This window comes from Nocardia sp. NPDC020380 (assembly GCF_044386975.1).
GTDB lineage: Bacteria > Actinomycetota > Actinomycetes > Mycobacteriales > Mycobacteriaceae > Nocardia.
On the sequence record NZ_JBIRVQ010000023.1, the window covers coordinates 50,258 to 68,391 of the forward strand.

Sequence of the window (18,134 nt, forward strand, 5' to 3'; positions counted from 1 at the left end):
GGGCAAGCTGAAACGGGCTGGTCAACACAATGTTTACGTATGTTTGACGATGAACTGTTCGTAGCCGTCGAGTAGGCGGTCGAGGGCGAAGTCGAAATCGGCGCTGTCCCAGTCCATGTCGTCGTCCTCGAAGGCGCGGGTGAGCATGGCGTGGCTGACGAGCGGGTAACGTGCCGGGTCCAGCACCTTGGCGAGCATGGCGCCGTAGTCGTATTCGTCGGCGCCTTGCAGGGTGCTGTCGCGAATGAACTTGGCGCGGCCGATGACGTAGAGCGAGAGGTTCGTCACCAGCTGGAGTTTGAGCGGTTCCGGCACCGGGACGTCGGCGAGGGCTTCCAGGCCGACCTCCAGCCACGCAATATTGTTCGGCCCGAACGGGGGACCGGCCAGGGGGATGTCGAGCCACCACGGGTGGACGCGGATGTACTCGAATTCGGCGCGGGCCCAGGCGCCGAGCGCGGCCCGCCAGCCGTCGCCGGCGGGAAGTTCGGGCGGGGGACCGACGACGCGATCGAAGAGGACGAGGGCGAGGGTGTCCTTGCTGTCGACGTAGCGGTACAGCGACATGGTGGTGAAGCCGAGTTCCTTGGCGAGCCGGCTCATGGACAGTGCGCCGTAGCCGTCGGCGTCGCAGATGGCGATCGCGGCGTCGACGATCCGATCGAGGCTGAGTCCGCGTTTGGGTCCGCGGCTGCCCGCATCGTCGAGGTCCCAGAGCAACCTCGCTGCCTTGGGCAGGGTGGGCTCGGCGGGCGTGTCCATGTGACCTCCTGTCGTGGGTTGCTGCTGTCATCTTGCGCCATCCCCGAAACTGTGTAGCCTATAAACAGAAAGTGTAAGGCATACACAGTTTCTGATCGGGGTTCCCCATGGCAACATCCAGACCGCAGCCGGCCATCGAAGTGTCCGGCCTGACGAAGAGCTTCGGCGAGCACGCCGTCCTGCGCGGGATAGACGTGAATGTTCCTGCGGGAACGGTGTTTTCACTACTCGGACCGAACGGCGCGGGCAAGACCACCGTCGTGCGCATCCTCACCACACTGAGTTCGCCCGATGGGGGAGAGGTACGCGTCGGCGGCCGCGATCCGGTGCGCGAGGCGGATGCGGTCCGCGCGCTGATCGGCGTCACCGGCCAGTTCGCCGCCGTCGACGAGGTCCTCACCGGCGCCGAGAACCTGCAGCTGGTGGCCCGGCTCCTGCACCTCGGCCGGAAGGAAACCCGCAGGCGCACAACGCATCTGCTGGAGCAGTTCGGCCTCGCCGAGGCGGCGCGCAAACGGGCCGGCTCCTATTCCGGCGGGATGCGCCGCCGCCTGGACATCGCCATGAGCCTGATGGGCGAGCCGCGCATCGTCTTCCTCGACGAGCCGACCACCGGCCTGGACCCGCGCAGCCGCCGCGACCTCTGGTCGGCCATCCGCGGCCTGGTCGCCGACGGCGTGACCATCTTCCTCACCACCCAATACCTGGAGGAGGCCGATCAGCTCGCCGACCGCATCGCGGTGCTGGACGGCGGCCGCATCGTCGCCGAAGGCACCGCCGGTGAGCTCAAGCGCCTGGTGCCGGGCGGGCACATCAGCCTCGGTTTCACCGACGAGCACGGCCTGGCCGCGGCCGCCCGCGCGGTCCCGATGGCCGCGGCCGATCCGGATCAGCTGGTGCTGCAGGTGCCGTCGGACGGCAGCGTCGGCGATCTGCGCAAGCTGCTCGAACACTTCGACGACCACGACATCACCATCGACCAATTGGCCATCCACACACCGGATCTCGACGATGTCTTCTTCGCCCTGACCGGTAGTTCCGCGAAAGGCGCGCAGCTGTGACCACTCTCGTTCGCTCGGCCCAGGATTCGGCCACCATGGTCGGCCGCAATCTGCGCCACACGCTCCGCAGTCCGGACGGCATGATCATGACCGTCGCGGTGCCGGTGACGATTCTGCTCATGTTCGTGTACGTCTTCGGCGGCGCGATGAATGTGGGCGGCGGTTCCTATATCGACTACGTGGTGCCGGGAATCCTGTTGATGTGCGCGGGTTTCGGCTCCGGCGGCACCGCCGTCGCGGTGGCCCTCGATATGCACAGCGGCATCATCGATCGCTTCCGCACGCTGGCGGTCTCGCGTTCGGCGGTGCTCACCGGGCACATTCTGGAGAGCCTGCTGCGGAACTTCCTCACGACCGGTCTGGTGGTGCTGCTGGCGGTGGCGCTGGGCTTCCGGCCCACCGGTGATCCGCTGCGCTGGCTCGGGTTCGTGGGCATGCTGGCGCTTTTCGTGCTCGCGCTCTCGTGGGTGGCGGCCGCGCTCGGCCTGCTCGCGGCGAATCCGGAGGCGGCCAACGGTTTCATGTTCATCTTCATGTTCCTGCCGTATGTGAGCAGCGCTTTCGTTCCGGTGCACACCATGCCGGGCTGGCTGCGCGGCTTCGCCGAGCATCAGCCGATCACCTCGATCAACGAGACGATGCGCGGACTGCTCATGGGCACCCCGGTGGGGGATCAGGCACCGACCGCGATCGCCTGGTGTGCGGGCATCGGCCTGGCCGGATATCTGGCGGCCGGTGTGCTGTTCCGTCGCAAGGGCCGCGACTGACCGAAGCCGACGCGACCGGTCCGTACTATTCGTCTACTGATATATGCGCATCAGGGCATTGAACTCGCGCAGGTGGGCCGCTCGATTCGAATCGGATCGGGCGGCCTAACGAGATCGCAGGATGAAGAACAGCACGACCGCCAGCACGAGCAGCAGGATCGCCGACCCGATCCATACCTCGGTGGAGGTGTAGGCGGGTACCTGGTTACCGACGGATCCTGCGCGGACCGATATCTCGATCGCTTTCACAGGGTCAGGGTAGGCCGTGCGGCCGGCGGGGACGGCGCGGCTCGGTCATCCTTACGGTTTTCGAGCGCCCGCAACGGATTTCGTCGCCGCGCGCGTGTCGACCTGCATGGTTGGAAACGTGCCTGCTCCGGAATGCCTTGTGGGTGTTGGATTCCGCACATTCACCACCAAGCAACTGCTTGTGTTGATAACGTCGGCAGGGCAGGAGGACGGTGACGGGCATCTGTCGCAACGCAGCGACGTCCGCACGCTGTACCGGACCGCGTACGCGCGGCCGTCGGAGCTATCAATGGGGATGTAACCGGGGGCAATTCAATTCGTCTCGACGTCGGCTTCGCGATGTCGGGGGCCGAGGCGTGCCGCCCGTCCACCGGCGACGCGATCGACAGGAAACGACTCATGAGCGAAGAAAAAACGGTAATGGCGAACCCCGACCACCCCCTCATGCCATTGGCCCGGGCGTACACGAACTACTTCACCCCGACCGTCACCGGTCTGGAGAACCTGCCCGCATCCGGGCCCGCGCTGGTCATCGGCAATCACTCGTCCATCTACTGGGCGCCCGAGGTGTGGATCACCTTCATGGCCATGATGGAGCGCCGCCCGGACGAACCGAGCTACGGCGTCGCGCACGAAATCCTTTTGCGTGCACCGGTTCTCGGCGACAGTCTGCGGCAGTTCGGGGTGATCGCGGCGTCGCAGGAGGCCGCCGCGAAGGGCCTCAAGGACGGCGGCGCGGTCATGGTCTACCCGGGTGGGGACTGGGAAGCCTGCCGGCCGTGGACCGAACGCGGGCGGATCGAATTCGCCGGCCGCAAGGGCTTCATCCGGCTGGCGCTGAAACTGGGGGTGCCGGTGATCCCGGCGGTCGCCAACGGCGGGCACGACTCCATCTTCGTGCTCAGTCGCGGCGAGGGCGTGGCCAAACTGCTGCAGCTGGACAAGCTGGTGCGCGCCAAGGTCTTTCCGGTCACCCTGGGCCTGCCCTTCGGGGTCGCGCCGATCCTGCCGCAGGTGCCGCTGCCGGCTTCGGTGCAGGTGAGTTTCCTGCCCGCGCTGGACTGGTCGACCCAGCCCGGCGATCCGGAGGACGCGGAACTGGTCGAGGGCTACTACGACGAGACCGTCGCCACCATGCAGGCCGAACTCGACCGGCTGCGGGCCGAAACGCCGAATCCCGTGGCGGCCGGGCTGAAGAAGCACGCGGAGGGCCTGCCGGGCCCGCTCTCGGCACTGGCCAAACTGCTCTAGGAAACGCGTGCCGAGGGCGTTGGCCAAGCTCCGATAAAGAGGCGGTCGCCGGTGTGCTGCTTTCCTGCTCCGGGCTGCAAATTATGGTTAACTCTTGGCAAAAGCGCGGTGTTCGGACGCTTGGTGATGCGAACCGGGCGTCCGGCATATGCCGGCCGTGCTCTGGCGTTGCCAGATGAATTCCGAGAGGCTGGAAAGCACCATGCGCCTTGTGTATTCGGTGATGCCTGCGCTGGCCGCGGCCGGCGCACTGGCAGCCGTACTGGTCGTACCACCATTGCTGGACGCGGCCGTACCGACCCGCGAGACCGCGGTCGCCGCAGGCACACACGTCACCCTCACCGCCACCGGTGTGGGCGCCATCCACGCGGGCACCAACCCCGACAATGGCGTGCGCTTCGCGGTCCCGGCCGCGATGCAGCAGGTCGCCACCGGCGACCAGTCCACCACAGTGCTGCGCTCCACCTCCGACAACCAGCGCCTGGCCATCCAGGTCGTGGACGGCATCACCGACTTCGACACCGCCGCCCCCCGCCTGCTGCTCCCGCTCCGCGCGGGCGGTGAACAGGTCGACTTCGACGGCGGCGTAGTCAATGCCGGCAACTTCCAGGGCCTCACCTGCGTCCTCCCGGACCTGACCGGCGGCGTCTGCGCGGTGGCCTACAGTGGCGACGTCGCGGTCACCGTCACCGTGGCAGGCACGACACCGGAGGCCGGACGCAACTTGATCAACGCCGTACTGCAATCCGCCCAGGCGGTGCAGGCATGAACGACGCCGGCACGGGCCCGACCCCGGACGGCACCCACCCCCAGCCAACCGGCACCGCCCCGAATCCCCCTGCCACGGACCCGAACCCGGCACAGACGGACTCGCGGCGGGACGGCGCGGACTCGAATCCCCCCGGGGCGAGCACCACGCCCGCAGGCGCCACCGGGTGGCCGAGCGCCGATGGCCGGGCGCCCGGCCGAGCGAACACGCACCCCGCAGGCGCGAATCCGCCTGGTGCGGGCCCCCATCCCGGCGCCGTGGAAGCGCACTCGCCGAGCGCGAGCACGACTCCGCCTGGGGCAGGGATGAATCCGAGCGGCGCCGTGGGCTATCCGGCTCAGGCCGGCGCAACTCCGGGCGGGGGAGGGGCGTATCCGCCCGGTGTGTATCCGGGTACGTATCCGCCTGCGCCGGGGCCCTACTCGGGTGGTCAGGGGATGTATCCGCCGGGCGCCCACATGTATCCGGGCGGTGTTGCGTATCCGCCCCACGGCGGCGCGTATCCGGGTGGTTCAGGCGGGTATCCGGGAGGTGGCGGCTATCCGGCCGGCCCGGGCGCGTATCCGGGTGGGGCGGGGATGTATCCGCCTGGCGGTCACATGTATCCAGGGGGTGTTGCGTATCCGCCTGCTGGTGGGACGTATCCGCCTGCCGCAGGTGCGTATCCGCCTGCCGCGGGTGGGTATCCGTCTGCTGTAGGTGGGTATGGGCCTGCGGCGGTGGTGAATCCGCCTGGTGGGGGAGCGCCTATCCGGCGGGTGCGGGTGAATTGGTTCCAGCCGCGGTCGCTTTTGTTCTGGGTGTATTGCCTGGCGGTGCTGGGTGGGCCGATTCTGTTCGTGCTGCAGGCGTTCGGGCAGGTCTGGTATGCGATGCCGGCGGCGCTGGCGGCGGTTCCGATCACGTTGGTGACGTTGCTGGTGATCTGGCGGATCTTGTTGTGGCTGGATGGGTTCCATGCGCGGGGGTTCATCTTCGCGCCGTTGGTGATGGGGTTCATCTGGGGTGCGACGGTGTGGCCCGGATTGTCGATGTGGGCGAATGATCATGTGACGCGGGTGGTGACGAATCTCGGCGGGGATGCCTTCGCCGTGAACTGGCAGGCGGCGATTTCCGCGCCCATTGACGAGGAGTTGATCAAGGCCATCGGTATCGCGATCGTCGCGGTCCTGTTCCGGCCCTTGCTGACCCGCCCTATGCACGGCCTGCTGCTCGGTGGCTTCGTCGGGCTGGGCGCACAGATTTCCGAGGACTGCCTGTACAGCACGCAGACCGCGCTGCTGTCGCCGCAGCATCCGGCCGCGGACACCATCATCGTGGCGTTGCTGCGCTTGATCACCGCGTTCACGTCGCACTGGGCCATGTCGGCGCTGGCCGGTGTCGGCATCGTGGTGCTGCTGTCGCGCACCGATCGGCCCTGGTCGTGGCGGCTGGGCATGTTCGCCATGTTCTATCTGCTGGCGGTGGCCATGCATGTCATCTTCGACGCCCCGCATCCGCCGGGCCCGGGCCTGCTGGTGATCTTCCTGCCGGTCCTGGTCGACGCGGCGATCTTCACTATCGCCTACCGCTGGGTGCTGGGCACCGAACGCCAATGGTTCCGCGGCGTGATCGCCCTGCCCGCGGCCCGCGCGCTCGGCCCGGAGGCCAACCTCTCGGCCCTGCTCACCGCGGGCGGCCGCCGCAATGCGCGTGCCGCCCTGCGCTATTCACTGCGCATGGACCGCGGTCAGGCCAGACGCTACGAGCGTGACCTGCTGGCTCGCCTGGAGGCCCTGCCCTTCGCGGAACAGTCGCAGGGTTAGACGCCGAGGAAGCGCTCGATGCGGGTTTTCGCTTCGAGCGCTTGGCGTCCGTAGTCCTCGTACAGGTCCGGCGTGATGCGCACGCTGGGCCCGGAGATGCTGAAGCTGGCCGCCGTGCGCCCGCTGCCGCCCGGGCGTAGTGCGACCGCGATGGCCGTGATGCCGTCGTGCAGTTCCTGTTCGGTGATGGCGTAGCCGCGCCCCCGGATTTCCGCGAGCTCCGCGCGCAGTGCGTCCGGATCGGTGATCGTGCGCGGGGTGCGCCGATCGAGGTCGCGGCGCAGGACGTCCTCGATCTCGCTGTCGGGCAGCGAGGCCAGGTACGCCTTGCCGTTGGAGGCGGCATGCAGCGGCAGCCGGGTGCCCAGCGGCAGGAACGCGCGCAATTGGTGTGGGCTGTCGAGCCGTTCGATCAGGACCAGTTCGTCACCGTCGGGCAGGGCCAGGTGAATCGTCTCGCCGGTCTGCGCCTGTAGCTCGCTGAGGATCGGCATGGCGACGGCCCGCAGATCCGCCCCCGAGGCGACCGCGCTGCCGATGCTGAACGCCTTACCGGTGATCACCCACCGGCCCGAGTCGTCGGGCGCGGTCCGCACCCAGCCCGCCGACTCCAAGGTCTTCAGGCAGCGCTGCACGGTGCTTTTCGGGGTATCGAGCCTGCGTGCGAGGTCGCTGAGACCGGCGGGCTGGGCCGCGGCGACCTCTTCGAACACGCGCAGTGCGGTGGTGACGCTGTTCACGCTGATTCCTCTTCTTGACTCGGTGTGAGCCGCCTCATATGGTTCGTGGACCGCATCGTAGCACATCGGTCCACTATATGGACCAAGGGAGATGGTGACCGTGACCGCTTTCAATGAACCCGTCGCACCCGGCGGACACCACGACCCCGCACCCCCGGACCCCGAAACCCCCATGACCCCGGCACAGCGCAACGCCTTCCTGGGTTCGTTCGGCGGCTGGGCCGTCGACGGCTTCACCCTGGCCACCTTCGGCCTGGTCCTCGCCCCGACCCTGACCGACCTGCTGCCCCGCACCGGCGTCGAGCCCACGACCGCGAACGTGGGCTTCTACGGCCAGCTCGGCGGCGCGGTCTTCCTGCTCGGCTGGGGCTGCTCCTTCCTCTGGGGCCCGATCGCCGACCGCTTCGGCCGCAAGCCCGCCATGATCGGCAGCATCCTGCTGTTCTCGCTCTTCACCGCCCTGGCCGGTCTGTCGACGAACGTCTGGCAATGGATGGCGTTCCGATTCCTGTGCGCGGTCGGCATCGGCGGCGAATGGGCCATGGCCGGCACCGTGGTCGCCGAGGCGGTCCCCGAGCGCCTGCGTGTGAAGCTCGGTGGAATCCTGCACTCCGCCAACTACATCGGCCAGCTCGCCACCGCGGTCATCTATCTCGCGTTCGGTCAGCTGCTGGGCTGGCGTGGGCTGTTCCTGCTCGGGCTGGTGCCGGCGCTCATGGTGCTGTTCATCCGCCGCAATACCGAGGAGCCCGCTCGCTGGCAGGCGAAATCGGCTCAGCGTCAACGGCAATCACTGCTCGCGCCGATGCGTGCGATCCTGTCCGGCGAGTACCGGCGTCGCACCATCGGGAACCTGCTGCTGCTGGTGGTCTGCGTGATCGGCCTGTGGGCGACGGCGACCTACGTGCCGACCGCGGTCACCGATATGGCCAAACGTGCGGGCTGGGAGCACTCCTCGATCACCATGCTGGCCGGCGCCTCGGCCGCGCTGTCGGCGATCTTCACCGTCGTCGGCTGCCTGTGCACGCCGCGACTGGTCGACCGGCTCGGCCGGAAGGGCGCGCTGGCACTGCTTTTCGTGCTGATGATGATCGGAATCATCGGCTTGTACGCCATCGCCTATCCGCTGGGCAGTATCACGATGGTCTTCGCGGTCCTGCCGATACTCGGGTTCGGCGGCGCGAATTTCGCGGTCTTCACCATCTGGCTGCCCGAGCAATATCCGACCAGCGTCCGCGCCACGGCTTTTGCTTTCACCACCACGATTTCGCGCTGGTTCGCGGCGGCGGGCACCTTCCTGCTCGGCTTCGCCATCCATGCGGCGGGGTCATTGTCACTACCGCTGGCGGCCACCGCTCTGGCCTTCGTGCTGGGCCTGCTGCTGCTTCCCCTGGTTCCCGAAACCCGCGATTCCGTCCTGCCGGACTGAAGGAGTTCCGCTATGACCGCTCATATCCCGCTGCTGACCGCCTTGTCCGCGCCTGACCGCATCGATCATCCGGCCGTGGTGACGATCGGCGCGGACAGCATCTCCCGCGCCGATCTCTATGACGCCGCAATGGCTTTCGCCGAGCGCGTCACCGGCGCCGGCCGCGTCGCGATCATCACGAACGCCACCGTCGAGACCGTCATCGCGATGGCCGGGTGCCTGCTCGCCGGTGTCACCGTCGTGCCCGTGCCCCCGGATGCGGGCCACGCGGAACGCGAGCACATCCTCACCGATTCGGCCGCCCGATACTGGGTCGGCACCGCGCCGGACGAGCACCCAATGCCCGTCATCCCGGTCGATCGCCGCGCTCGCACCAGTTCCCCCGCACCGGCCGAACCGCCCGAATCCGCTACCGCGCTGATCATGTACACCTCCGGCACCACCGGCGCCCCGAAGGGTGTGCTGCTGTCCCGCAAGGCGATTGCCGCCTGCATCGACGCTTTGGCCGAGGCCTGGGAGTGGAACGCCGGGGACACCCTCGTGCACGGCCTGCCGCTCTTCCATGTGCACGGCCTGGTCCTGGGCGTGCTCGGGGCTTTGCGGCTGGGTTCCCCGCTGATCCACACCGTCCGGCCGAAGCCGGAATCCTATGCCGCAGCGGCCGGTTCACTGTATTTCGGTGTCCCCACCGTCTGGTCGCGCGTCTGCGAGCAGCCCGAGGCGGCGCGCGCCTTGCGCTCGGCCCGCCTGCTCGTCTCCGGCAGCGCGCCCCTGCCGGTCCCGGTCTTCGACCGCCTCACCGCCCTGACCGGCATCCGCCCGATCGAGCGATACGGCATGAGCGAAACCCTCATCACGGTCAGCACCCGCTTCCGCGGTGAGCGGCGTCCGGGCTGGGTGGGCTTGCCGCTGTCGGGAGTCCGCACCAGGGTTCGTGACGAGAACGGCGATGACGTGCCCCGCGACGGTGTCAGCCTGGGCCAGTTGCAGATCAACGGCCCCACCCTGTTCGACGGCTATCTCGGGCTACCGGAGAAGACCGCGGAATCGATGACCGCCGACGGCTGGTTCCGCACCGGCGATATCGTCGCCGTCGAGTCCACCGGTTTCCATCGGATCGCCGGGCGGGAATCGGTCGACATGATCAAATCGGGTGGCTATCGCATCGGCGCGGGCGAGATCGAACATGCCTTGCTCTCGCATCCGGGAGTCGCGGAGGCGGCTGTCGTCGGAATCGCCGATCCCGATCTGGGGCAGCGTATCGTCGCCTATGTGGTCGGCGATATCGATGATCCCGAACAACTCTCGGCCTTCGTGACCGATCATCTCGCCTTTCACAAGCGCCCGCGCCAGATCCACTTCGTAGATGCGTTGCCGCGCAACGCGATGGGCAAGGTGCAGAAGAAGCTGCTGACCGGATAACGCCGACCACTCGGAAGGGGAATTCGCCATGCACGACGATGAGATACGGACCGCGCTGCAACGCCATTGGGCGGCCTCGGCCGCCGACGAATTCGAGACCGAACACGAAATCTACCGAGCCGACGCGGTTCTCGAATACCCGCAGTCGGGCGAACGCCTCCGCGGCCGCAAGAACATTCAGGCCTCGCGCACCGCGCAACCCAACGCGAAACGCTTCACGGTGCGCCGCATCCTCGGCAGTGGCGGTCTGTGGGTGAGCGAACTGGTGCTCACCTACGACGCACAACCGTATTACGTCGTCAGTGTCATGGAATTCGAAGGCGTGGAAGTGGTCCGGGAGACACAGTACTTCGGCGATCCCTTCCCGCCCGGGCCGTCGCGCGCGCAATGGGTCGAACCGATGGGCGACGACTCGGAGGCGGAATCATGACCGCCCGGGTCGCCTTGGTGACCGGTTCCAGCAGCGGCATCGGCGCGGCCACCGCGCGCCTGCTGGCCGAACGCGGCATGCGCGTGGTCGTCAACTACCTGCACAGTGGCGCGGCCGCCGCGGAAGTCGTGGCCGAGATCGAAGCCGCGGGCGGCCAGGCCATGACGGTACAGGCCGACGTGCGCGAGACCGCGCCGGTCGAGGCGCTGCTGGAACAGGTACAGGAGCGATGGGGCGGCATCGACGTCCTCGTGCACAATGCGCTCACCCCGTACGCGGTCAAATCGTTCCAGGACATGACCTGGAAAGAATTGGGCGGCAAGCTCGATGACGAGCTGCGTGCCGCCTTCACGGTCACCAAGGCGGTCCTGCCCGCCATGACCGCACAGGGCTGGGGACGGCTCATCTATATGAGCACCGGACTCAGCCGCCAGCCCCGCGCGGGCATGATCGCTTTGGGTACGTCGAAAGCCGCACTGGCACAGTTCGCCCGCTATTTCGCCCAGGAGTTGGGCCCGCAGGGCATCACGGTCAATATCGTCGAGCCCGGGCCGGTGGAGGACACCCGCATCGCGAGCGGCGTCCTCGATGACGCGAACCGGCAGCGCCAGGTCGCCGCCACGCCCCTCGGCCGGCTGGCGCATACCGGCGATGTGGCGCAGGCGATCGCGTTCTACGCGAGCGAGGACAACTCGTTCATGACCGGCTCCACGGCCGCGGTCAACGGCGGAATGCTCATGTACTGACGGCTTGCCGCCCACGAGGTTAGGAAGAACGTTCATGGACACGATCGATCTCGCCTACGTCGGGCGCGGATTTCACGAGGAACTGGTCGCCTACATCGCCGACCAGCAGGACTACTACGCCGACGAAGGGGCGCGCGTCTCATTGCGCGACGGCACGGCCTGGGACGACGAGCGATTGCGGCACTGCGCCACCATCGGCCTGGGCCGGGCACTGCTGTCCCGGCTGGTCGATGGAACCCCTTGGGTCGCACTCAATGTCAACACCGACCGCCCGTTGTTCTGGTTCCTCGGCCGCGCCGGCCTGACCTCCCTGACCGACTTGGCCGGTCAGCGGCTGGCGGTGCACGCGCCGCACACCGCACCCGGCTGCTTCGCGCGGATCGCATTGCGCCGGGCCGGTCTCGACCCGGACCGCGATATCCACTCGATCGTGCGCGCGCCCGGCGATTACGGCATGGACCTGCGACTGCTCCAGGCCGGTGAGATCGATGCCGCCTTCGTCGGCACCACCATGGCCCCGGAAGCGATTGCCGCCGAGCACGGCTGGCGGGTCCTGGGCTGGGTCGGCGACCTTTTCCGGATCCCCACGGTCGGTGTGGCGGTCGATCCCACCTACATCGACCCGGCCGCTCCCGCGGTGCAAGCCGTCGTCCGAGCCCACCGCCGCGCACTACAGCTGATCCACGACGACCCCGACATCACAGTGCGTTATCTGCGGACGTTCCTCGGGCGGCACACCCCGGACGAGGTCCGAGCCCACTACAAGACCTACATCGCACCGTATTTCACCACCGACGGCCAACCGGATCGCGCGGTGGCCACCGCGGCGATCGAAGCGGTGATCGCTGAACTCGGTGTCCCCGCCGTCCTCCCCGCCGCCGAGTTCTATCAAACCGGCTAATACTCGGCTGTCGACTGTCAGAAGTTCGTGCGCGGCGATAACAGGCCCCGCCAATCTCAAACGCTAGTGTTTACGGACATGGGTGAGGTTGGGACGCCCGGGTCTGCGACGGGGCCGGAGCGCGCGCAAGAACTGCTGGAAAGACGCCAGCAAGCCTTGTGCAAATACTTGGACGCCAGCGCCGATATCGCGTCCACGCGAATCCGCGCCAACCTCACCGGATGGAAGCGCTGGTTCCACCACCTCCCCGGTGCACCGGTCGCCACCGCCCTGAATCGGCGCGATGCGCTGCAACGGGATCTGGCCGTGCACGGCGTCGGCGCCGACGACCACCGCTGGGGTGTCCTGTCCGGTGCCTATGTCCGCAGCCTCGGCACCGCGATATGCCTCGAAGTCACCCTGGCCGAGCTGATCGAACGCTACGAGCCCACCGCCCCGCACTGGGTACGGCAACTGCGCGTGGTCGATGCCGGGGTCGAGCGCGTCCGCCCCCTGGCCGCCACCGGTGATCGGGCCGCGGTCGTCGAACTCACCGAACAGGTCCTCGCGGTCACCCGCACCGCCCCCGATGATGCCGCCCGCCAACAACTTTCGGACCATCTGCCCGGCGTGCTGCGCCCCCTCCCCGCCGATATCGAAGCCCTGCGCCGCAATACCCCCCTGGCCGAGGTCGACTTCGAAATCTACGCCGACACCATCAAACTCGACGGCATCACCGTCAACCCCGAACTGCGCGGCGCCGGCCTGGGCACCGCCACCCTGCAACACCTGTGCCGCGCCGCCGACGCCCAGCACCTCTACATCGTCGGCCAGCTGGTCCCGACCTTCCGCGACGACGACTCCGCGGTCCCCATGCTCGCCGAGTGGTGCCGCAAACACGGTTTCGCCGTCAACGAGCGCCTCGGCGGCCGAATCGCTCGCACCCCCTCCAGCGTGCAGAAGTAGCCGACTCAGATATCGATGCCGTGCTGTAGGGCGGCGACCGCGCCGTCGAGGATGGTGTAGAGGCCGGTGAGGGAGTGGTCGTCGCTTTCCGCCCAGTGGTCGAGTCCGACGCCGAAGGCCGAGAAGCAGGTCGCGGCTGCGAGTTTCGGGGTCAGGTCGGTGTCGGGGAGGCGGGCGCGGCGGGCGAAGTTGCGGGCGAGGGCTTCGCGGCGGCCGACCGCGCCGATGAAGTTCTCGCTGCGCAGTTCGGGATTGGTGATCAGGACGAGCCGGGCGCGGCGGACGGCGTCGGCTTGCTGGTAGCGCTCTTCCAGGTCGTGGGTGTCGACCAGGAAGTCGCGCAGGGCCGCGCGCAGGGCGGTGAAGACGCGTTCGCCGGTGGGGCGCTGGTCGAGGGCGGTGAGCAGGAGTTCCATGACGTCTTCCTCGTGGGCGAAGACCACGGCGGTCTTGGACGGGAAGTGCCGGTGGAAGGTGCGGCGGGAGACCTGTGCGGTGTCGGCGATCTGCTGCACGGTGGTGTGCTCGAAACCTTGGCGGTCGAACAGGCGTAGTGCGGCGTCGATCAATTCCCGGCGTACTCGCGACTTTTCGCGCTCGCGCAATCCGGCGGTCTCGGTCATGCCTCCCCTTCGTAGCTCAGGTCACATGATTTGCTGTCTCAAAGTGACACTTTCCAGGATAGTCTGTTCGAAGTGTCTCAATGTGACACCAATGCGCATACGCTGTACGAGAGGAACCCCGATGACTCGACGCACGGTGATGACCCTGGTCTCGGCCGCACTCCTGGCGACCGGACCGCTGGCCGGAACCGCGCTCGCCGACCCGCCCGCCACGACCGCCGGAGCACCCGGCACGGTGGTGAGCGATGAGGCGCTGCCGCAGAATCTCTGGATCGACGGCACGGGCTCGGCACGCCGGCTCACCTACTGGACCCTCGACGCCTCCGGACAGCCCGCCCTGTCCAGCGGCGCCATCTTCATTCCGGCCGGCACCCCGCCGCCGGGCGGCTGGCCGGTCCTGTCCTGGGAGCACGGCACCGTCGGCATCGGCGACGACTGCGCACCCTCGACCGCGGGCCGCGCCGACCGCGATATGGGCTTCCTCGCCACCTGGATGAAGCAGGGCTACGCCATCGTGGCCACCGACTACATCGGGCTCGGCACCCCCGGCGTGCACGCCTACCTGGACGGCCGCGCCGAAGCGCACGCCGCCATCGACATGGTGCGCGCCGCACGATCCGCCGAGGATTCCCTCGCGGCCAAATGGGTGGCCATCGGCCAGTCCCAGGGCGGCGGCGCAACGGTTTTCACCGCCTCGCTCGCCACCGGCTATGCGCCCGAACTGGATTACCGCGGCGCGGTCGCGACCGGCCCGGCCTCCAATATCGTGGACGCCGCGCAGTTCGTGGGCCCGCAACTGCCGCCCATCCCGTCCTCGCACATCACCGCCTACGCCACCTATGTGATGAACGGCCTGAAGGCCGCGCGCCCCGACTTCGACCTGGACAGCTACCTGACCCCGCTGGGCAAGCAGCTCGTCACCGAGGCGCGCACGCTCTGCTTCACCCCGCTGGCCGAGGCCGCCAACGGAATCACCTTGAACCAGTTGTTCTCCCGCTCACTATCCGAGGGTGACTTCGTGGCCACCGCGCGACCGGTCATGGACGTGCCGCCGACCGGCTACGACCGACCACTGTTCATCGGCCAGGGCACCAACGACACCGATGTGCCCGCCCCGCTCACCGCGAAACTGGTCGCCGACCTGGTGGCCAATGGCAATCACCCCGAGGTACACGTCTACCCGGGCAAGGACCACAGCGGCGCCATGCTGGCCTCGCTCGCGGACAGTGTGCCGTTCGTGGCGCGTCTCTTCGCCTGACCGGGATCCGGCCCGCCCAGCGCTTGCCGCGCGGGCCGTCGCGGAACGTGGCCCGCCTGTTCGCGTAGTCACGGTCGCGCGCCGGGTGGTTCGGCGGGCAGCGCCGTCCGGGCGATCTCCGCGAAGGCACGCACCTTCGCGGAACGGCAGTCCTTGTGCCACAACAACATCGCTTCTGCGGGCGGCATGCCGCACAGCGGGATGTAGATCACCCGCGGGTGCGCGAAGTGTGCCGCCATCGCGGTCGACGTCAGGTAGGCCGTCCCGCCCTGCGCCACGGTGCTGAGCATCTCGGATTCGGTGCGGACGTCGGTCGCGAACCGTAGCACCGGAACATCGACGAGATCCGCCGTGGTCAGCTCGGACCGTGCCGCCAGCGGATGATCGCGGGCAATGGCGGCCACCCGCCGGTACCGGCCCACGATCGGGCCCGCGACGAGATCATCGGGCAGTTCCGGATCGTCCGGCAGCACCGGCCGCTGCGACACCTGCATATCCAATTCGCCCCGCCGCAGCGCCCCGAACAGGTCGGTCCACGGCAACTGCACCATGGTCACCGCGAATTCGGTTCGCCTGCTGCGTGATTCACCGATGGCCGCATCCAAGGAGCTGGCGAACGGCCCCCGGAATCCGATCCGCAGCCCCTGCGCGGTGGCCCGCGCGCTGACCACCGCCCGGTCGATGCGCTGCACCGCGGGCGTGATGTCGCGCAGCAGCTCGTCCCCGAGCGGGGTGAGCCGTACGCGACGGCTGGTGCGCCGGAACAGTTCTCCGCCGATATGCCGTTCCATCTCCCGGATCAGCTGACTGACCCGCGGCTGCGACAGCGACAGCCGCTCGGCGGTCCGGCCGAAGTGCAATTCCTCCGAGAGCGTCAGGAAGACGCGCAAGGCGCCGAAATCGATCGGCGCGTCCTGCCGCACTCCTGCCGCGTCCTCGCTCGAACAGATCGGGTACACAACGGTTTTCAGTGGTAGGCCGGGGTCGGTGGAATGGGCCGGCTCGCATGCACGGCGGCGACCACGGCCTCCGCCTCGGCACGCCGGTACTCCTCGCCGTAGACCGCACCGGCACGCCGCGGCGACTCCATGACCGCGCAGTCGGCGAGCCCGCCCAGGTCGATGGGCTCGTAGCCGAGGCTGCTCACGAAGGCCGCCACCACCGCCTTGGCCGCGGCATCGTCACCGCTGATCCACTGCACCACACGCTGTTCCGGCGGCCGCGTCACGACCTGGGCCTGGAAGCCGGCGGTCAGCGTATTGAACGATTTGGTGTAGCGGGCCCCCGGCATGCGCGCGGCATTGAACGCCGCCGCGGTCTGCCCGGCAACCGGTCCCGGCCCGCCGCCGTACCGGTTCGTGGTGTCGACGACCAGATGACCGTCGAGCGGTCCGGCCTGCTCGAGGGCATTGCCGATGGTGTTCCACGGCACGGACAGCACGGTCAGCTCCGCTTGCGTCACCGCATCCCGCGCGGTCCCGGCCGCGGCCTGGTCCCCGAGCTCGGCAGCGAACGCGCGCAAGGTTTCCGGATTCCGGGAGAAGCTCACGATCACCTCGTGTCCGGCGCGCACCGCCTGGTGTGCCACATTGCCGCCGATGTGCCCGGCGCCGATGATGCCGATTTTCATGCTCGTCCTCCTTGTTCGCGTCTCACTGGTAGGCGTAGTGCGGGCGGAGTCCGCTGTCGGCGTAATCGGCGGGCAGCGGTGCGGGCGCACCGATCTTCCGACGCGCCGCTGTTGCCTCGCGCAGGCTCTTGATGTGGGTCTTTCCTTCTGTCACCACTCAAGACTCGCGGATCGGAGGCGGGTGTGGGGAGGCCTGTTCGCGTCACGCAGGGGACGGAACATGTCATTGTGCGTCTCTACGATGGAACGGTGACCGAGCTCGATCCCGCTTACAGCGCCGTACTGGCGCGCTGCGTGATCCACACCGCGGGGGAGGGCGTGGACGTCCGGCAGCTGCTACGCGATGCCTCCGCACCGGAAGCCCTGCTCAGCAGCGAGCACGGGATGGTGACCACGCCTACCTACCTGCGGCTGTGGGAGCGCGCCGAATTCGCGCAGGACGCACCGGAGGTGGGGTTGCGGATCGCCGAGACCTACCGCATCGGCAGGTTCGGGATCTTCGACTACCTGTTCACCACCGCGGCCACGGTTGCGGATGGTCTGGCGGCGGTGCGCAACAGCGGTTCCACCATGGCCACCAACCACCGGTATCGCCCCGGCGCCGATACGCGCGAGGACGAGCGCACCACCGTGCTGGACATGGCCGAGTCCGAGGGCCGCGGCGCGGATCTCACCGTGCAGGCCGCCTACGCCAGCACTGTGGCGCGTATTCGCCACGCCACCGGGCAGCCGGTCACGCCCATCCGGATCACGTTGCGACAGGGGCCGCCCCGGCGGACCGGCGCCTTCCACGACGCGTTCGGCACCGACCGCATCGAGTTCCGCGCCCCCGCCAACAGTCTCACCCTGCGGGCGGCCGATCTGGCGCTCCCACTGCGCACCGCGGATCCGGTGCTCGCGGATATCGTTCGCGCGCACGCGGATTCGCTGCCCACACCCTTCCTGGATCGCCCGCGCTGGGCGGAGCAGGTGCACACGGCACTCCTGGAAGTCCTCACCACCGGTGAGGCGTCCCTGGCCACGGTGGCCCGCCGCCTGACCGTCAGTCCCCGCACCCTGCAACGTCGCCTGGCCGAATCCGGCACCACCTGGCGCCAGGAACTCGACCTCGCCCGCCGCACCCTGGCCGACCGCACCCCGGCCGCCACGAAATCCGCACTGGCACACCGCCTCGGCTACTCCGACGCCCGCGCGCTACGTCGCGCCGCCCGCCGCTGGAACGCCACGGATACCGACTCGCTCGCCTCCTGATCCACGGCATCGATGGCGATGCGCCCGCACTATTGGGGGCCCGAGGTTTTTGCCCGAGACGGGAATAGCGGCAGCACGGGGCGGTTGGTACCAGC

The 18,134-nt window shown here is 68.4% G+C and carries 20 protein-coding genes; 13 read left to right on the plus strand and 7 right to left on the minus strand.

Annotated features, from left to right (window positions below):
* Positions 1 to 33 precede the first annotated feature (33 nt).
* Positions 34 to 762, minus strand: a complete 729-nt coding sequence (locus ACH438_RS42135) for a TetR/AcrR family transcriptional regulator (protein ID WP_397016097.1) — start codon at positions 760 to 762, stop codon at positions 34 to 36.
* 107 nt (positions 763 to 869) lie between these two features.
* On the opposite strand from ACH438_RS42135, the gene ACH438_RS42140 reads away from it, so the two are divergent.
* Together ACH438_RS42140 and ACH438_RS42145 are read left to right on the plus strand one after the other, a co-directional pair.
* Complete coding sequence (locus ACH438_RS42140; protein ID WP_397016099.1) at positions 870 to 1,823, plus strand: ATP-binding cassette domain-containing protein; 954 nt, start codon at positions 870 to 872, stop codon at positions 1,821 to 1,823.
* 35 nt (positions 1,824 to 1,858) lie between these two features.
* On the plus strand, positions 1,859 to 2,590 hold the full coding sequence (locus ACH438_RS42145) for an ABC transporter permease (protein WP_397016210.1): 732 nt from the start codon (positions 1,859 to 1,861) through the stop codon (positions 2,588 to 2,590).
* Between the two features lie 105 nt (positions 2,591 to 2,695).
* On the opposite strand, the gene ACH438_RS42150 is transcribed toward ACH438_RS42145, so the two are convergent.
* The gene (locus ACH438_RS42150; RefSeq protein ID WP_397016101.1) at positions 2,696 to 2,839 is read right to left on the minus strand and encodes a hypothetical protein; all 144 of its coding nucleotides are present in this window, start codon (positions 2,837 to 2,839) and stop codon (positions 2,696 to 2,698) included.
* A gap of 399 nt (positions 2,840 to 3,238) precedes the next feature.
* Between ACH438_RS42150 and ACH438_RS42155 the strand changes: the two genes are divergently transcribed.
* From ACH438_RS42155 to ACH438_RS42165, 3 genes are all read left to right on the plus strand, one after another.
* On the plus strand, positions 3,239 to 4,090 hold the full coding sequence (locus ACH438_RS42155) for a lysophospholipid acyltransferase family protein (RefSeq protein ID WP_397016103.1): 852 nt from the start codon (positions 3,239 to 3,241) through the stop codon (positions 4,088 to 4,090).
* Positions 4,091 to 4,265: 175 nt separating this feature from the next.
* Entirely contained in the window at positions 4,266 to 4,859 is a 594-nt protein-coding gene (locus ACH438_RS42160) for a hypothetical protein (protein WP_397016105.1), read from the plus strand.
* Between the two features lie 758 nt (positions 4,860 to 5,617).
* Entirely contained in the window at positions 5,618 to 6,664 is a 1,047-nt protein-coding gene (locus ACH438_RS42165) for a PrsW family glutamic-type intramembrane protease (protein WP_397016107.1), read from the plus strand.
* Here the strand turns inward: ACH438_RS42165 and ACH438_RS42170 are convergent.
* On the minus strand, positions 6,661 to 7,404 hold the full coding sequence (locus ACH438_RS42170) for an IclR family transcriptional regulator (RefSeq protein ID WP_397016109.1): 744 nt from the start codon (positions 7,402 to 7,404) through the stop codon (positions 6,661 to 6,663). The two genes, ACH438_RS42165 and ACH438_RS42170, sit on opposite strands and share 4 nt — an antisense overlap.
* A 100-nt stretch (positions 7,405 to 7,504) precedes the next feature.
* Between ACH438_RS42170 and ACH438_RS42175 the strand changes: the two genes are divergently transcribed.
* The 6 genes from ACH438_RS42175 (at position 7,505) to ACH438_RS42200 (ending at position 13,277) form a co-directional block, all read left to right on the plus strand.
* The gene (locus tag ACH438_RS42175; RefSeq protein WP_397016111.1) at positions 7,505 to 8,833 is read left to right on the plus strand and encodes an MFS transporter; all 1,329 of its coding nucleotides are present in this window, start codon (positions 7,505 to 7,507) and stop codon (positions 8,831 to 8,833) included.
* 12 nt (positions 8,834 to 8,845) lie between these two features.
* Positions 8,846 to 10,255, plus strand: a complete 1,410-nt coding sequence (locus ACH438_RS42180; RefSeq protein WP_397016113.1) for an acyl-CoA synthetase — start codon at positions 8,846 to 8,848, stop codon at positions 10,253 to 10,255.
* Positions 10,256 to 10,283: 28 nt separating this feature from the next.
* Complete coding sequence (locus ACH438_RS42185; RefSeq protein ID WP_397016115.1) at positions 10,284 to 10,685, plus strand: hypothetical protein; 402 nt, start codon at positions 10,284 to 10,286, stop codon at positions 10,683 to 10,685.
* Complete coding sequence (locus ACH438_RS42190; protein ID WP_397016117.1) at positions 10,682 to 11,431, plus strand: SDR family NAD(P)-dependent oxidoreductase; 750 nt, start codon at positions 10,682 to 10,684, stop codon at positions 11,429 to 11,431. Before ACH438_RS42185 ends, ACH438_RS42190 begins: the two co-directional genes overlap by 4 nt.
* A 34-nt stretch (positions 11,432 to 11,465) precedes the next feature.
* Positions 11,466 to 12,332 carry an ABC transporter substrate-binding protein gene (locus ACH438_RS42195; protein ID WP_397016120.1) on the plus strand — a complete coding sequence of 289 codons (867 nt, stop codon included), beginning with the start codon at positions 11,466 to 11,468 and terminating at the stop codon, positions 12,330 to 12,332.
* Positions 12,333 to 12,410: 78 nt separating this feature from the next.
* The gene (locus ACH438_RS42200) at positions 12,411 to 13,277 is read left to right on the plus strand and encodes a GNAT family N-acetyltransferase (protein WP_397016122.1); all 867 of its coding nucleotides are present in this window, start codon (positions 12,411 to 12,413) and stop codon (positions 13,275 to 13,277) included.
* Positions 13,278 to 13,282: 5 nt separating this feature from the next.
* On the opposite strand, the gene ACH438_RS42205 is transcribed toward ACH438_RS42200, so the two are convergent.
* Positions 13,283 to 13,900 carry a TetR/AcrR family transcriptional regulator gene (locus tag ACH438_RS42205; protein ID WP_397016124.1) on the minus strand — a complete coding sequence of 206 codons (618 nt, stop codon included), beginning with the start codon at positions 13,898 to 13,900 and terminating at the stop codon, positions 13,283 to 13,285.
* Between the two features lie 121 nt (positions 13,901 to 14,021).
* Here ACH438_RS42205 and ACH438_RS42210 point away from each other — a divergent pair, with 121 nt between their 5' ends.
* Complete coding sequence (locus ACH438_RS42210; protein ID WP_397016126.1) at positions 14,022 to 15,158, plus strand: lipase family protein; 1,137 nt, start codon at positions 14,022 to 14,024, stop codon at positions 15,156 to 15,158.
* Between the two features lie 68 nt (positions 15,159 to 15,226).
* Here ACH438_RS42210 and ACH438_RS42215 read toward each other — a convergent pair whose 3' ends face one another.
* From ACH438_RS42215 to ACH438_RS42225, 3 genes are read right to left on the minus strand one after another with little or no spacing between them, the layout of a single operon-like run.
* Entirely contained in the window at positions 15,227 to 16,081 is an 855-nt protein-coding gene (locus ACH438_RS42215; protein WP_397016128.1) for a LysR family transcriptional regulator, read from the minus strand.
* 44 nt (positions 16,082 to 16,125) lie between these two features.
* A complete protein-coding gene (locus ACH438_RS42220; RefSeq protein ID WP_397016130.1) occupies positions 16,126 to 16,788 on the minus strand; it encodes an NADPH-dependent F420 reductase in 663 nt (220 codons plus the stop codon).
* A 22-nt stretch (positions 16,789 to 16,810) separates the two neighbouring features.
* Positions 16,811 to 16,942 carry a hypothetical protein gene (locus ACH438_RS42225; RefSeq protein WP_397016132.1) on the minus strand — a complete coding sequence of 44 codons (132 nt, stop codon included), beginning with the start codon at positions 16,940 to 16,942 and terminating at the stop codon, positions 16,811 to 16,813.
* A 95-nt stretch (positions 16,943 to 17,037) separates the two neighbouring features.
* Between ACH438_RS42225 and ACH438_RS42230 the strand changes: the two genes are divergently transcribed.
* Positions 17,038 to 18,039 carry an AraC family transcriptional regulator ligand-binding domain-containing protein gene (locus ACH438_RS42230; protein WP_397016134.1) on the plus strand — a complete coding sequence of 334 codons (1,002 nt, stop codon included), beginning with the start codon at positions 17,038 to 17,040 and terminating at the stop codon, positions 18,037 to 18,039.
* Positions 18,040 to 18,134: the final 95 nt, after the last annotated feature.